The organism is Lyngbya sp. PCC 8106 (genome assembly GCF_000169095.1).
Taxonomy (GTDB): domain Bacteria; phylum Cyanobacteriota; class Cyanobacteriia; order Cyanobacteriales; family Microcoleaceae; genus Capilliphycus.
The window spans coordinates 70,296-84,435 of record NZ_AAVU01000031.1 but is presented as its reverse complement, the minus strand read 5'-3'; the positions used below and the strand labels follow the sequence as shown (position 1 = coordinate 84,435).

Sequence of the window (14,140 nt, the reverse complement as noted above, 5' to 3'; positions counted from 1 at the left end):
TTGAGTTTACCGTTGAGATATTCTCCGGTTTTAATCTCTCCATCCCGTGCGTCTAGAATCTTCCCCAATCGCTGACGTTTGTGGGATTCTTCTGATTTAAAGATGCGCTTAGTGGACTCCATTGAGTCTGTGTCAGCCGCGAATTTTCCCCGTTGTAATGTGACTTGTTCCTTGAGTTCTTTGGCTTGTAGTTTAGCGGCTTCTACTTCCTCTGGGGTGAGTCGTTCAATCCCTGAGAAATCACCCTTGTAATGAGATGCCCAATTGTACTGATTATTAGAAACTGGGGGTGCTGTATTGGCTGATTGCAAGATGCTTTCAGCTTCACTCATGGACTGTGAACCGAGAGATGTTTCTTTTTTCTTTCCTAGTCCGAACATTTAATCAATCTCCTTAACAATGGCTGAAACTTTTGCAAAACTGACAGCTAGATTCTCATCCCAAACTTCCGTCTTAGAGTAGATTTGAGCCACTTTGTTGATGTGTTGAGATGCTAGCTGATTGACTGGAATTGATGCCGCTTTTGCCCATAGCCAGAGTGCAAGCATAAAGGCGTTACCGAGTAAAAAGTTGATCATTTTTCCTACATTCCTAGATTTTCAGCAATAGCTTTAATCAAAAGAATCAACTGACCATCATTGAGAGATATGACAGCTTCAGTACAACTAGAAAGCTTGGCTGAGGATTCTGGGTTTTTGTAAGAACCTTGAGGAAGTGCTGAGGCACAGAAGCAAAGCAACTGTTTTTTCTCTGTGTCAGTCAAGTTCTCAAAGTTTGACCCACAAATTGATTCAATCTGTGGAACGTGGACAAAGTAGCCAATCGGCTTAGGCACTTTTGTTTCCTCCGAATGAACGCTTGAGAATTTCTTCTGAGGTTGTGGTGAAACTTTCAGCTAGAGGGGTGAACATCCGGTGAGCAAGTTCGGCCCCAAACTGTTTGTTTTGTACTCCAACCTCATCAGCCATAATCATCAGTTGAGATTTCAGGTTGTTGATGGTTTCGTGAGCATCTGGAACGGGTGAGAGTTCGGCTTGGTAAGGTTCAACTGGGACTAAAGAGACGGGTTGATCATTTTCTTGAGACATTGACCGTTGCCATTCCTCATAGGTCATAGTGCCTCCCTTGCTGCAACAACTCAAATAGTCCAGTAGATAACCGTAGCCTTCCTCAGTCAACATTTCCTCTCCCGTATCCTCATTGGTCGTGAACACTTCTGTCCATGTGACCGTCTCACGGATGCGCTGCAATGGAGAGTTTCCATCCCGACGTCCTAAGTGAGCTTTGGAATATCCAGTCATCTCGCATAATTCAGATAGAGTGTACATGGTGTTGCTCTAAGGTTTTCAGTTTTCAATGGACAATGTTCACGTCTTTGTGAACTGATGAACATCTTAGACCTCATGTAACGATAATGTCAACCTTATAATCACATAATGTGGATGCCTCAATTTTCTCTAGCCGTGTCAGATGAACTGAACGATATAGTCCAGAAGTGTTGCAAGCTCAGTGGTCGCTCTCGTAACTCAGCCTGTGTTCAATGGATATTGGAAGGAGCGTTACGGGAACTAAAAATGTATGAGGAAGCAAAAATACTTACTGGACAGCATCACTCATCTTCTTTACTGTCCCCAGAAGATGACCCAGATGAATAAACGCGATCGCAACTGCTAACCTGAGATTGAGTTCTATTCGGCTTCTCAAGCATAGAGTCTGAGTGCTTTACCCCTAACTACACAACGGTTAGGGGTTTATTTGTTTTAGGGGGCCAACCTCTCAATTGACTTGATTAGTCGGCCTGCCGAGTTAGATGTGTACCCTCTCTCTGATTTCAACTTGGGGAGTGTTTCAGTTAGCCAGTTCTCTAGCTGTTTACACCTGTTAACATTACTGTCTACACTGTCTACACCACTGTTAACCATTTGCCTGAGTGTTTCAACCTCATCACTCAGGCTTTCAGCTTTCCCAAGCGTTCCTCAATCTCTGCTAAACGTTCATCTAGATTGGATTGTAGCTGTTCTAACTCCTCTTTTATATTGGGAGTGTCTACACTGTTAACAGAAATGTCTACAGTGTCTACTGTACTGTTAACACCTGAGTTGAGGGACAGTAGCAGTCTCTTAGCTGCAAGGTTGAGAGATTCTCCATCCTTACACTGTCCTCTAATCCAGTCAAGCTCAGTGTTTGAGAGTCTAAAGCTGATTAGTTCACTTGCCATGTATACACCTGTCTACATTACCTGTCTACAGTGTATACAATAGGTGTCTACAGTGTCAACACTCTACTAACAGGTAGACTGATAAAAAATGGTTTGGCCATGTTGAAAGATTTAAGTTACGGCGCCTTTGGATTGTTGGTGATGGCTCAGAAAGAGTTTGGCGATCGCCCGTTCGTTCTCAAGGATGTTCTCAATCGGGGTGAGTCATCCGGTTCAACTAAGAGACTGTTGAGAGAACTGGTAGATGAAGGGTTTCTCTCATCCGGTCAGCTCAGGCAAGTTGCAACTGGGTATTTTTCAATTCCTCAGTACAGACTCATCCAAGAACTACCGATTACCTTTATTGAGGATGAGTCAGAGCAATCAGTTAATCAGCCAGAGCCAGTAAAGTTGAGTCAGTAGAGCAAAGTTAAGCATTGGCTGTCTGCACCCTTCTATTAGAGGGGTGTTTTTTAGTGAGTGTGAAGGGTGTGAAGACTTGAGAGTAGATTAGTGATAGGTGTGTGTAGACTTGTGTGTAGACTTAAACTCCCTTTATATAAGGAGTGTGTAGACTATGTAGACTTAATCCAATTAATATAGAGAATGAAAAAAAGAGAAAAGAGAGTATAGTTTAAGTGATTAAGTAAATAGACTTAACTACCATCTGTATTGATGGTTAAATCAAAGGTTAACCCTGTGGGTCTAGGACACCACAAAAGAAGGGGTTCACAGAGACAGTTAAAACCGTGTTTTGGTGAACCCATTGGTGAACTGTTTGATAATCTTGACCGTTGAAATCTCCAGAGATACTTCTGTACAGAGAATAGGGGACAGGGTGAGAAGAAATAAAGTAGTATAATCAGTCAGTACAGGGTCAAGGACTTCCTATGATTGGCCAGCTTCTAGACGGGCGTTATCAGATTCTCAAAATTATCGAGTCAACGGAGTTAGGAAAAATCTATCTCGCCAAAGATACTCGTCGTCCGGGTGAGTCGCTATGCTTTGTCAAACATTTGCATTTAGTTGCTGAAGATCCTGACTTCGTAAAAATCGCTCGGCGTCGCTTTCAACAAGAAGCCCAAACCCTAGAGAAGCTTTCCCAACATGATCGTATTCCTCAACTCCTCGCTTATTTTGAGGAAAGTCAAGAATTTTATCTGGTTGAGTCTTATGTTTCCGGTCAATCTCTCGCCCATGAAATTGTACCCGGTCATCCTTTACCGGAAGATGCCGTTATTAAAATTCTAATTGAAGTTTTAGAAATTTTACTCTTTGTTCACGGACATGGGGTGATTCATCGAGATCTTAAACCTACAAATTTAATTCGCCGCGACTCGGATGGAAAAATAGTTTTAATTGATTTTGGGGCGGTTAAAGAAATTCATATTAATCAAAATCATAATCCCCCTACCGCTCGGATTGGGACAATTGAATATATGCCTGTTGAACAGTTTGATGGAAATCCCCATTTAAACAGTGATATTTATGCTTTAGGGATGATTGGAATTCAAGCGTTAACCGGAATTCCGATTTTTGAACTGCGTAAACTTCGAGAAAATAACCAATCTCACAATAATGAATTATCTTGGAGACATCTAGCACTTGTCAGTCAGGAAATTGGTGATGTTATCGATAAAATGGTCTGTTATGACTACCACAAACGTTATCAGTCTGCTGGGGAAAACTTAGCGGCTTTAAGACGCTTAGATGAGGAGTCTCAAACTCTACTGGCGAGGCTGAATATCTATCGTGCAGAAATTAAACAACGTTCCAACCATCGAGGTGATATTTCTATTGTTGGACGGAAAATTTTAGATGAATTGCGGATTAGTTTAGAACTCACTAAAGATGAAGCAGAAAGTGTAGAAGATGAGATTTTAAACCCTTATCGAAAATACCGCGAAAAAGGCGAACGCTACGAACAAGCTTTAATTGAATCAATGCAGCAAGAGTATCCATTGACTCCAGAGACTCGCTCTGAACTGCAACGGTTACAACAAATTTTAGGAATTAGTGATGAAGATGTTGCTTTCATTGAACAGCAGATTCTTCCTCGTTCGATGCGAGAACAAATTTTAAGTCTATTTTCTCGTTCTCCATCTCCAAGACGATCAAATTCTCCCAGTTCAGAGGCTAGAAGATCTAAAAATCGTCGTCGAAATCGGCAACGAGTTCAGAGAAGTTTGTCCGGTTTATGGATATTAATTGGTGCTATCATAGCTGCTATAATTGCCGTGATTTTTGCGATGATTGAATATCAAAGATCGCAGCAAAATCAATTTGTAAAAACTCAACAAAGAGTTTTAGAACAGCAAAAAATTACTCGAATTGAGAACATTTTAGCAGAGGGAAACTATGAACTATGTGTGAATGAAGCGACCAAAATTTTGGAAAGTTCAACTCAAAATATAGAAATTCAAAAAATACAGCAACAGTGTAAAGATGGCTTAAACTGGAGACAGGTTAAAGTTAGAGATTTTGCTCAACATTTGGGGTCAGTTAGTGCGGTGGCTTTTAGTCCGGATGGTCGCACAATAGCCAGTGGAAGTCGAGATCAGACGGTGAAAGTTTGGGATGCAAGAACAGGTGCTTTATTACAAAACTTTTCTGGAGATTTATCTCAAATTACTTCGGTTGATTTTAGTCCAAACGGGGGAGAAATCGCAGCGGGAAGTTTCTATTGGCGAATCTTAGAATGGAGTTTAGAAACGGGTGAATTGTTTCTTCCGCTCGAACATCAAGGAACGGTTTGGTCGGTGGCTTTTAGTCCTGATGAACGTACAATAGCCAGTGGAAGTGGCGATCGCAGTGTGCGCGTTTGGGACAGACAAACCGGATATATTTTATTCAATTTTATCGATCATACTGATATTGTTTACTCTGTTGCTTTCAATACAGAGGGTACAAAATTAGTCAGTGGTTCAAAAGATACCACGATTAAAATTATGGACTTAGAAACGGGAATCGTTCAAAATACTTTAGAAGGACATACCGATGAAGTGCGATCAGTAGCAATCACTTATGATGGTACAAAAGTTGTCAGTGGGGGTTATGATGATACCGTGAGAATTTGGGATGTGAATACCGGACAATTATTAAATACATTAACAGGTCATACAGGCGATATTTTAGCGGTTGCAATTAGTCCTGATAATCAAGTCATTGCTAGTGCGAGTAAAGATCGTACAATCAAAATCTGGAATTTAGAAACCGGAGAATTACTCAACACCTTAAGCGGACATACCAACGAAGTTTATACTGTTACCTTTAGTCCAGATGGTAAAACCATTGCGAGTGGAAGTAAAGATCGGACAATAAAACTTTGGAAAAAATAATCACAAGTCAAACAATTAAACCTCAAAAAAATCGTTGATCAGTGCTACAGTAAATCTATACAATCTTAGTTGGCGAGGTCATGGCGTTCGCGACAGTATCACCAATCTGATCAGAATAGTCAGTCACAAACGACACCCACTGAGAAGATGAAAAAAGATTAATCAAACTCTTACAATCAAAGCAATTCAGGCTGTTTAGGGAAATCTTGACCGATCTCTGAACACTGAGATGCAACTTTTGTTCGTGAATACTAATCATACAAACAAAGCCATCCGTAATATTGATCGAACACATTGAAATCAATACAAGGTGATATAGAGGAGAGATGATGATGATGATGAAAACACTTCCCTTATTTGGTCTTGTCGCAGGACTGTTATCCCCAACCGTTGTCAGTTTAGCCCATGTTCCCCTAGAATCTTCCCCCAGCTTACAACCCCAGATGCAAATAAGCCTAGAATTTCCACCCGCACCTTCTGGGGAAGGGGCGCAAAGTTCAGCCGGAGGAGGTACACGGGGAAACGATGAGGAGGACAAAATTTGTACCAAAGGAGAAATACCTCTAACCGCTTTAATACCCGACGAAATAGAAGCCGAAATCACCGTTTCAGCCAATCCGGACTTGTTTGTATTTGTTCCCGAAAACACTGCAAAACAAGGTCAATTTATTATGGTTGATGAAGACGGAAACGAAGTCTATCTCAACACATTTGATCTACCGAACGAAGCCGGAATTGTGCAAGTTAGCCTACCTGACACCGTGACATTAGAAGTTGGTCAAACCTACACGTGGCAATTTGTTGTTTTATGTAATGCAAGCGATCCAGGCAAAGTCGAATTCGTCGAGGGGAAAATCAAACGGACTGAACTCAGCGAAGACTTGAAAACTCAAATAGAAGCCGCAACAGAACCCCTCGAACAAGCCAAACTCTACGCCCAGGAACGAATTTGGCAAGATACACTAATGATATTAGCTCAGTTGCGCCAATCACACAGGACCGAATGGGAACAATTCTTAAAATCTGTTGGACTCGATGCAGTCATTGCTTCAGTTCCTCTGACTCCTTGTTGTGTCGAAGCAGAAGAAGAACAAGAAGAACCAACCCCCACCGAACCCGACGAACAATAATTGAGGTTTTAGCAAATGTGGGCGGCTTGTAAACGGCTTTTATGGGACTGGCGGGGAGTTTGGATCACCACTCCATCTGTGGCGGCTATTGTCATTCTCCTACGCTTGACAGGCATTTTAGAATCCTTAGAATGGTCGCTTTATGACCAGTATATGCGTCTGCGTCCAGTTGAACCTACTGATGAACGGATTGCCATTGTCGGCTTAGATGAAGCGGATATGAAATATATCGGTCAGGGATATGTTCCTGATGGCGTTTATGCAGACTTACTGCGGAAATTAATCGCCATGCAACCGAGGGCAATTGGGTTAGATATTTATCGAGATTTACCCTATGAACCGGGTCACGAAGAATTAGTTGAAATTTTTAAATCGACTCCGAATTTAGTCGGGGTAGAAAAGGTAATTGGGGATAAATTACGCCAACGAGTTTCACCGCCACCGCAATTGAAAGCAAAAGGACAAACGGGTGCAAATGATCTGATTTTAGATGAAGATAATACTATTCGACGAGCGTTATTAGTACAACGAAATCAAGATGGGCAAACTTATTATAGTTTTCCTTTGTATTTAGCAATGTTGTATCTGCAAGCTGAGGGGATTTCTCCTCAAGTTGTCGAAGGAACAGATAATTGGTGGAAATTTGGTGATGTTCTTTTTAGTCGCTTTCAAACCAATGATGGGGGTTATGTGGGGGCGGATGCGGGAGGATATCAGGTTTTTCTCAACTATCGGGGGCCTATACGCACATTTGAAACAGTTCCTTATCGTGATATTTTAGAAGGTCAAGTTCCGCCAGATTGGGGACGAGATCGGATTATTTTAATTGGATCAGTCGGTGAAAGTTTTCAAGATTTATTCGTTTCTCCCTATACTTTATTGGCAAATGAACGCATTCCCGGTGTAGAAATTCATGCTAATATTGCCAGTCAAATTATTAGTGCGGCTTTAGATGATCGTCCGTTAATTAAAACTTGGTCGGAACTGATTGAATGGCAATGGATTATAATTTGGTCAGCTATTGGGGCGAGTTTAACGTGGAAAATGCGTTCGGCCCGTGATGTCAAGCGGTTTCTTTTACGAGAAGTTGGCTTTTTTGTTTTGGCGACAGGGGTTTTATTGTCAACAACTTATCTCGGGTTTTTACAAGGATGGTGGATACCTGTCATTCCCCCTTTTTTAGCCATGTCAGGTTCGGCGATCGCTATTACGGCTTATGTCGCCCGCAGTGCGGCGGAAATTCGCAAAACATTTGGGCGTTATCTCAGTGATGAAATTGTTTCTACGTTGTTAGAAAGTCCGACGGGTTTACAGTTGGGAGGAGAACGTCGGAGAATTACTATTTTAACTTCTGATTTGAGAGGATTTACGGCTCTTTCTGAACGGTTATCTCCGGAAGAAGTGATCAAGGTTCTCAATTTTTATCTGTCAAAAATGGCAGATGTAATTACTCAATACAAGGGAACAATTGATGAATTTATGGGAGATGGCATTTTAGTTCTATTTGGCGCCCCCACTCCCCGCCCAGATGATGCTAAACGAGCGATTGCTTGTGCGGTAGCGATGCAACTGGCAATGGTTGAAGTGAATAAACAAATTGAAGCCTGGGATTTGAATGCTTTGGAAATGGGAATTGGGATTAATACTGGGGAAGTGGTTGTCGGGAATTTGGGTTCAGAAAAACGCTCAAAATATGGGGTTGTTGGAAGTCAAGTTAATCTCACTTATCGGATTGAATCTTATACCACAGGCGGACAAATTATTATCTCAGAAACAACCTTAAAAGAAGCGGGAGAAGATATTATAGAAATCGAAAATCAGAAGTTAGTTCAACCGAAAGGTGTTAAACGTCCGATTAACATTTATGAGGTAGGTGGAATTCGCGACAAATACAATCTCTTTGTTCACAAAGAAGAAGAAATCTTTTATTCTTTATCTGAGTCTATTTTACTTAATTATACCATTTTAGAAGGAAAACACGTCGGCGAAAATTTGTTTCCTGGTGAAATTTTAGAACTGTCTAATAAAGGGGCGTTAATTCTCGCGGAAGAAGGAAGTGAGTCTTTACCCGCAATGTTAACTAATATTAAACTGAACCTCAAATCAGAATTACCTGAAATGCGCGAAGATATTTATGCTAAAGTGTCAGAAAAACCTGCTGAAAATGAAAAGTTTTATATTCGCTTTACTTCCAAACCTCCCGCAGTTGAAGCAAAACTTGATGAAGTTTATAAGTTATGTAGTCAGTAATGAAAAGCTATACTATTATTAGTGTAAAATGAAACACAGTCAATTATTAGGTCATCCCAACATGAAAGCTAGTCATTTTAAAATGATATTCAAATCTGTATTAACGCTCTCATTTGCACTGATGATTTTGTTGCTTCATCCGGCAAAAGCCTATGCTTGTGCTTGCTGTGCCTATGCCGGACAATGGTTTAATACAACACAAAATCTTGATTCCTCCGTACTAGAGCGATTGAATGGGTTAAAATTTGATCAAACAGCGAATCTTTACACAACTGGGGCAGAATTAGAAGAGACGATTATCGGAATTACTTCTCCCTCAGTATCCTACACTTTATCTCACTCTAAAAACAAAAGAAGTTGGAATTTTCGGTTTATTAATCAACAGGGAAAAACCGTCGGTAATTTGTCTTTCTCATTACCCCAAACCTTCCTTTCTTTCGGCACCGATTTATATGACAAACCCACACCAGACAATCGACTCTACAAAGAAGAACGTCTGAGCGGTAGAATCACAGGAAGTGGAATTTTTATCCCCGGAATGACCAGTGATACTCAATACACATTTATTACACAGGGTAAAGACAATACTTTGTGTTCTAGCCCCTCAGAAAACTGGATTTTAAAAGTATCTGGCTCCAAAGCCAGATACTCTTTTTATGGTAAATTTAGACAGTGACACCTATCTACCTCGCCTATATTGCCATGTTGTTTTCGTCGGGTTCAAACTGAAATATGCCGCGCGACTTATTATTGAGGGGTTGACAACCCGGGGCGCAATCACTTATAATTAACTTGTGGGGTTCGCTCGGACATACACTTGATTATTTGTTCAACGCTTTGAGGTCAAACCCTAAATGACTCGTCAAAAACCCTTTTCTTACGAAGAATTTAAAGCCATTTATTCGCAAGTTCCGCGACTGGTTGTCGAAGTGGTTGTTCAAACCGAAAATGGAATTGTTCTGACGTTGAGAAAAGATGCGTCTTGGAATAATCTTTGGCATCTTCCTGGAGGAACCGTTTTTTATAAAGAATATATTGAGGACGCGATTCAACGCATCGCCCGAGAAGAACTCAGTATTGAAGTGACAAAACAAAAATTTATTGATTATCTCGAATATCCCAGTGAAGAACAGGAACGAGGCTTTGGTTGGTCGGTGGGGTTAGCATTTCTCTGTGTTCCTAATTCTCCCCTACCTGAGTATAACCAAGAAGGGGAAAAAATACAAGTTTTTGATCACATTCCTGATAATATTGTGGAGGAACATCAAAGGCTTTTAAAAGGATTGTCAGCGTTTAAATAGACACCCATTATGGCGTATCGGTTGAGAGGTTGGAGAGGTTATCAAAATATTGATTAATAACCCGATTAGATTTTTCATCCACCTGATTCCAGTCTACATCACCCGTCTCATCAATTAAACTGGTATCAATCTCAACTTCTTGACTTTCTTGGGGGGCGTGAGTGGGTTGATAATTTTTGAAACAGACTTGATAACATAATTCCCAGACATCTAGACTCACTTTTTGGTTGTTATGTTCGAGATCAAGTCGATAGCCTGGATAGGGAGTTTGAGTATTGTGGTAGGTTCCTGTCCAAACTGATTCTTCTAACTTTTTTCGGATGTTGTCTAGGAGTCGGATTAAGACGGGTTGCATGAGTAATTCTGCCTGTTGCCAAGCAACTTGATCTTTAATCTTGGGTCTCATAACAAAATAATCAAACCATTTTTCTCTATCTGTCTTAGTTTATCTTGTTCACTTCCCTTCGATAGAATTCTTCGGAAAATTCTAATTTTTAGTTGAACTCTCCCCTGAAATCAGGCAATGTTTATTCTTTATTTAAGAATGAGATCACAACTTAAAATCTAATTTTGTTCAAAATGAACTTGAAAGTTGAGCTAAATTTTGCTCTAATTAAGTCAGCACTTATTCCAAAAATATAAATTTTTACTATCAACCTGATCAAAATCTCTAAAAAGTCTTAAGATTCAGAGTTTTCAAATCTTGTTAGACTGAATCCCTTCTGACTCAATCCCTATTCCCCTTTGACTTCTCTGACTTAACCTCATTTCATCTCAATTCTTGGCGATCGCTGATCAACTCTTGAAAGTTATCATATAAAGCGATATGAAGTTAAGTTTCTGGGATCAAGTGTTGAAAACCAGCTTGAAAAAGACTGTAATATTTATTGTAAAATAATCCAGTATATTGATATTCTTGTACAACGATCTGAAATGGTTTCGCTCTGATGGATAAAAATTGTAATTCCCCAGAGTTGCAATACCGTGAAGCGGACGGACTGATTATCCCAGTCAATTAACTCAGTATTGAGGATGATCCAAAAGGGATGAAAATTTCAGATAATATCTAGAGCAAAGCCCACCAGGAGAAAAATGCTACACCTGAATCTAGTTGACAACCATCATAACGGACAAACTGCATCTTCACTGCCTTCAACCAATCAAGAAGGAATTGCTATTTCTCCCACCCCAAACATTAACCTCGATAGCATTAACGATCAACTTGGGGAAACTGAAGCCAGTCAAATCGTCGAGTGGGGGGTAGACACCTTTAGGGAAGGTTTGGTGATGAGTACCAGTTTTGGTATTCAGTCAGCCGTCATGCTGCATTTAGTGACTCAGATTGTACCGGATATTCCTGTCATTTGGATCGATACAGGCTATTTACCTGGGGAGACTTATGTATTTGCAGAGGAATTAACCAAACGCCTCAACCTCAATCTCCAAGTCTATCAGTCTACGATCAGTCCAGCCAGAATGGAAGCCTTGTATGGTCGCCTCTGGGAAAAAGAAGATATTGAAGCCTTCAATCGTTATGATTATATCCGCAAAGTGGAACCGATGCAACGGGCTTTGCAAGAACTCAATGCAACGGCTTGGTTAGCGGGTTTGAGATCTAACCAAACTGAACACCGCAAAAGCTTACGTCGAGTTGAGATGCAGTCGAGTCGCTACAAAATTTACCCGATTTTATCATGGAGTGCGAAGGATATCTACAAATATCTCAGTACCCACGATTTACCTTATCATCCTTACTTCGATCTGGGTTATACTACCGTTGGAGATTGGCATTCTAGCCGTCCGATTAGTGCAGCAGATACCAACGAACGAGATACACGCTTCCGAGGCTTGAAGCAAGAATGTGGTTTACATTTACCCAAAACCGAAGAAGAAGCCAGGAGTTTGGACTCCAGTTTATTGTAGTTTACGGGTAGGGGCAATTGATCAATTGCCCTTCGACTAGGAGAGTTGATCACACAAAACCATCGCATGATGACGAATATGATCCTCAATAAACGTTGAAACAAAATAATAGCTGTGATCATATCCCTGTTGCATTCGCAGGGTTAAAAGTTGTCCGACTTCCACACAAGATTGTTCAAAAACTTCAGGTAATAATTGTCCTTGGGCGAGATAAGGATCGGCTGTTCCCACATCAATTAAAATCGGATGCTTAAAATCTCCTCGTAACACTAACTGACTGGCATCATAGTTCCGCCATTTTTCGCGATCAGTTCCCAGATAGTGAGTAAAAACTTTCTCACCCCAAGATGATTGTATCGGTGCGGCGACTGGTGCAAAAGCAGATACGGATTTATAGTTTTGCGGATTTTTCAATGCACAAACCAGCGCCCCATGTCCCCCCATTGAATGACCAAAAATGCTTTGTTTATCAGGGATAATTGCAAAATTTTCGTTAATCAGTTGGGGAAGTTCATCAACGACATAGCTATACATCTGATAATGGGCTTTCCAGGGTGCTTCTGTCGCATCAATATAAAATCCCGCTCCTGTTCCAATATCCCAGTCGTTATCTTCTCCAGGAGTTCCTGTTTCACGCGGACTGGTATCGGGTACTACCAACATTAAACCATACTTTGCCGCTAACCGTTGAGCGCCTGCTTTGGTCATAAAATTTTCTTCAGTACAGGTTAAACCGGAAAGAAAATAAAGCACTGGTACCTGACTTGACTGGGCTTGTGGGGGTTGATAAACCGAAAACCGCATGGTGCAATTACAGGCTGAGGAGTGATGGCTATAATATCCAACAACACCCCCAAAACAAGCACTTTCACGAATTAAGTTTGGGGAAGACATATACAATAAAGTCTAACAAAATTAAGGGTCTAGAGACTATGCGATCGCAAGCTGAGTTGATTTTATTACAATTTTGCATCCTTCTGGTAACATTAGACTCAATTCCTGATTCTGGTCATTCTCCCCCAGGCGAATAACTCCATAATGACTGCACAACACATCATAGATTTTTTAAATCTTAATTCAGCAGTTGATATTGACGCAGAAAATTCTGAATAGTTTGATTGATTTTTTGTTCTTCAGAGGCGTTAAATTGTCCATGTCCGCCCTGGGGAATTGTTAATAATTGGTTATTCACTTCCACTTGATCTAAAGCTTGATGAAGTCGCACTGCATGGGAGTAGGGAACAATCGGATCAGCATCACCATGAATTGTTAAAATCGGCGGAAGATTCGGTTGAATATAATTCAGTGGAGAAACCCGATCAGCAATTTTGAGTTTATCGGGTTGATTTCCTAACCAGGTAACAGCATATTCTCGGGTATTTGAACCTGTAATTAAATCTTGAACATCAGTAATTCCATACCAATTAATAATTGCTGCAACTTTGAGTTTTTCTTCTCCCGCACTGGGTAAATTCCATTCCGTAGAAGCGGGAATTAGTCCGGTTGTTAAAGCCAGATGACCCCCGGCAGATTCTCCCGCTAAGATAATTTTATCAGGATCAAAATTATATTTTTCTGCGTGACAAATGACCCAACGCAATGCACAAAGACAATCTTCAACCGCAGCAGGAGAATGGGCAATATTAGCCAGTCGATACTCTATATTCACAACCGATAACCCCATTTCTAAATAAGGAATGAGTTTCCTCACTTGTAATCTCTTTTCTCCACCGACCCATCCTCCCCCATGAATAAAGATTAACGTGGGGTTAGATTGAGAAGTTTTGCGTTGATAGACATCGAGTTGCAGACGATAGCCGTCAACGGTAAAGTAGTTGATATCGAGGTGAGTGTTGTATTGGTGGAGAAGTTTTGTCATTTTTAATGGTGAACCTGGGCGTTTTCCCCAAACCCGTTCGATCAATAACAGAAAAGCAAGGAGAAAAATAAGAGTATAGGCGATCGCTCTAGATAAGGCGTTGAACATTGGGGGTAAGGAAT

The 14,140-nt window shown here is 40.7% G+C and carries 16 protein-coding genes; 8 read left to right on the top strand and 8 right to left on the bottom strand.

Annotation, left to right across the window (positions count from 1 at the left end; genetic code table 11):
• From L8106_RS19470 to L8106_RS19455, 4 genes are all read right to left on the bottom strand, one after another.
• On the bottom strand, positions 1–380 hold a 380-nt coding region (locus L8106_RS19470), incomplete at its 3' end, for a hypothetical protein (protein WP_009786129.1).
• The gene (locus L8106_RS19465; RefSeq protein WP_009786128.1) at positions 381–578 is read right to left on the bottom strand and encodes a hypothetical protein; all 198 of its coding nucleotides are present in this window, start codon (positions 576–578) and stop codon (positions 381–383) included.
• A 5-nt stretch (positions 579–583) separates the two neighbouring features.
• The gene (locus L8106_RS19460) at positions 584–835 is read right to left on the bottom strand and encodes a hypothetical protein (protein ID WP_009786127.1); all 252 of its coding nucleotides are present in this window, start codon (positions 833–835) and stop codon (positions 584–586) included.
• On the bottom strand, positions 828–1,328 hold the full coding sequence (locus L8106_RS19455; RefSeq protein ID WP_156803749.1) for a hypothetical protein: 501 nt from the start codon (positions 1,326–1,328) through the stop codon (positions 828–830). The genes L8106_RS19460 and L8106_RS19455 overlap by 8 nt, the downstream gene beginning before the upstream one ends.
• A gap of 108 nt (positions 1,329–1,436) precedes the next feature.
• Between L8106_RS19455 and L8106_RS32385 the strand changes: the two genes are divergently transcribed.
• Positions 1,437–1,655, top strand: coding sequence for a hypothetical protein (locus L8106_RS32385; protein WP_198012977.1), 219 nt, complete (start codon positions 1,437–1,439; stop codon positions 1,653–1,655).
• Between the two features lie 293 nt (positions 1,656–1,948).
• Here the strand turns inward: L8106_RS32385 and L8106_RS19450 are convergent, their stop codons facing one another.
• A complete protein-coding gene (locus L8106_RS19450; protein WP_009786125.1) occupies positions 1,949–2,218 on the bottom strand; it encodes a hypothetical protein in 270 nt (89 codons plus the stop codon).
• 99 nt (positions 2,219–2,317) lie between these two features.
• Here L8106_RS19450 and L8106_RS19445 point away from each other — a divergent pair, with 99 nt between their 5' ends.
• The 6 genes from L8106_RS19445 to L8106_RS19420 all read left to right on the top strand — a co-directional run bounded on the left by L8106_RS19445 (position 2,318) and on the right by L8106_RS19420 (position 10,216).
• Positions 2,318–2,620, top strand: a complete 303-nt coding sequence (locus L8106_RS19445) for a hypothetical protein (RefSeq protein ID WP_039896731.1) — start codon at positions 2,318–2,320, stop codon at positions 2,618–2,620.
• 467 nt (positions 2,621–3,087) lie between these two features.
• Complete coding sequence (locus L8106_RS19440) at positions 3,088–5,535, top strand: protein kinase (RefSeq protein ID WP_009786123.1); 2,448 nt, start codon at positions 3,088–3,090, stop codon at positions 5,533–5,535.
• Positions 5,536–5,867: 332 nt separating this feature from the next.
• Positions 5,868–6,665 (top strand): DUF928 domain-containing protein, encoded by a 798-nt coding sequence (locus L8106_RS19435; protein WP_009786122.1) that lies wholly within the window; start codon positions 5,868–5,870, stop codon positions 6,663–6,665.
• Positions 6,666–6,680: 15 nt separating this feature from the next.
• On the top strand, positions 6,681–8,915 hold the full coding sequence (locus L8106_RS19430; protein ID WP_009786121.1) for a CHASE2 domain-containing protein: 2,235 nt from the start codon (positions 6,681–6,683) through the stop codon (positions 8,913–8,915).
• 28 nt (positions 8,916–8,943) lie between these two features.
• Entirely contained in the window at positions 8,944–9,591 is a 648-nt protein-coding gene (locus L8106_RS19425; RefSeq protein WP_009786120.1) for a hypothetical protein, read from the top strand.
• Positions 9,592–9,769: 178 nt separating this feature from the next.
• Positions 9,770–10,216 (top strand): NUDIX hydrolase, encoded by a 447-nt coding sequence (locus L8106_RS19420; RefSeq protein ID WP_009786119.1) that lies wholly within the window; start codon positions 9,770–9,772, stop codon positions 10,214–10,216.
• Between the two features lie 7 nt (positions 10,217–10,223).
• On the opposite strand, the gene L8106_RS19415 is transcribed toward L8106_RS19420, so the two are convergent.
• A complete protein-coding gene (locus L8106_RS19415; RefSeq protein ID WP_009786118.1) occupies positions 10,224–10,622 on the bottom strand; it encodes a hypothetical protein in 399 nt (132 codons plus the stop codon).
• A gap of 686 nt (positions 10,623–11,308) precedes the next feature.
• Between L8106_RS19415 and cysH the strand changes: the two genes are divergently transcribed.
• A complete protein-coding gene (gene cysH, locus L8106_RS19410; protein ID WP_009786117.1) occupies positions 11,309–12,139 on the top strand; it encodes a phosphoadenosine phosphosulfate reductase in 831 nt (276 codons plus the stop codon).
• Between the two features lie 36 nt (positions 12,140–12,175).
• On the opposite strand, the gene fghA is transcribed toward cysH, so the two are convergent.
• Positions 12,176–13,033: an S-formylglutathione hydrolase gene (gene fghA / locus L8106_RS19405; RefSeq protein WP_039896728.1), complete on the bottom strand. Its 858-nt coding sequence runs from the start codon at positions 13,031–13,033 to the stop codon at positions 12,176–12,178.
• A gap of 178 nt (positions 13,034–13,211) precedes the next feature.
• The gene (locus tag L8106_RS19400; RefSeq protein ID WP_009786115.1) at positions 13,212–14,126 is read right to left on the bottom strand and encodes an alpha/beta hydrolase; all 915 of its coding nucleotides are present in this window, start codon (positions 14,124–14,126) and stop codon (positions 13,212–13,214) included.
• Between the last annotated feature and the right edge of the window lie 14 nt (positions 14,127–14,140).

Coding starts and splice junctions, on each gene's coding strand:
- L8106_RS19465 (WP_009786128.1), bottom strand. CDS start 578: ATGATCAACTTTTTACTCGGTAACGCCTTTATGCTTGCACTCTGGCTA.
- L8106_RS19455 (WP_156803749.1), bottom strand. CDS start 1,328: ATGTACACTCTATCTGAATTATGCGAGATGACTGGATATTCCAAAGCT.
- L8106_RS32385 (WP_198012977.1), top strand. CDS start 1,437: ATGTGGATGCCTCAATTTTCTCTAGCCGTGTCAGATGAACTGAACGAT.
- L8106_RS19450 (WP_009786125.1), bottom strand. CDS start 2,218: ATGGCAAGTGAACTAATCAGCTTTAGACTCTCAAACACTGAGCTTGAC.
- L8106_RS19445 (WP_039896731.1), top strand. CDS start 2,318: ATGTTGAAAGATTTAAGTTACGGCGCCTTTGGATTGTTGGTGATGGCT.
- L8106_RS19440 (WP_009786123.1), top strand. CDS start 3,088: ATGATTGGCCAGCTTCTAGACGGGCGTTATCAGATTCTCAAAATTATC.
- L8106_RS19435 (WP_009786122.1), top strand. CDS start 5,868: ATGATGATGAAAACACTTCCCTTATTTGGTCTTGTCGCAGGACTGTTA.
- L8106_RS19430 (WP_009786121.1), top strand. CDS start 6,681: ATGTGGGCGGCTTGTAAACGGCTTTTATGGGACTGGCGGGGAGTTTGG.
- L8106_RS19425 (WP_009786120.1), top strand. CDS start 8,944: ATGAAACACAGTCAATTATTAGGTCATCCCAACATGAAAGCTAGTCAT.
- L8106_RS19420 (WP_009786119.1), top strand. CDS start 9,770: ATGACTCGTCAAAAACCCTTTTCTTACGAAGAATTTAAAGCCATTTAT.
- L8106_RS19415 (WP_009786118.1), bottom strand. CDS start 10,622: ATGAGACCCAAGATTAAAGATCAAGTTGCTTGGCAACAGGCAGAATTA.
- cysH (WP_009786117.1), top strand. CDS start 11,309: ATGCTACACCTGAATCTAGTTGACAACCATCATAACGGACAAACTGCA.
- fghA (WP_039896728.1), bottom strand. CDS start 13,033: ATGTCTTCCCCAAACTTAATTCGTGAAAGTGCTTGTTTTGGGGGTGTT.
- L8106_RS19400 (WP_009786115.1), bottom strand. CDS start 14,126: ATGTTCAACGCCTTATCTAGAGCGATCGCCTATACTCTTATTTTTCTC.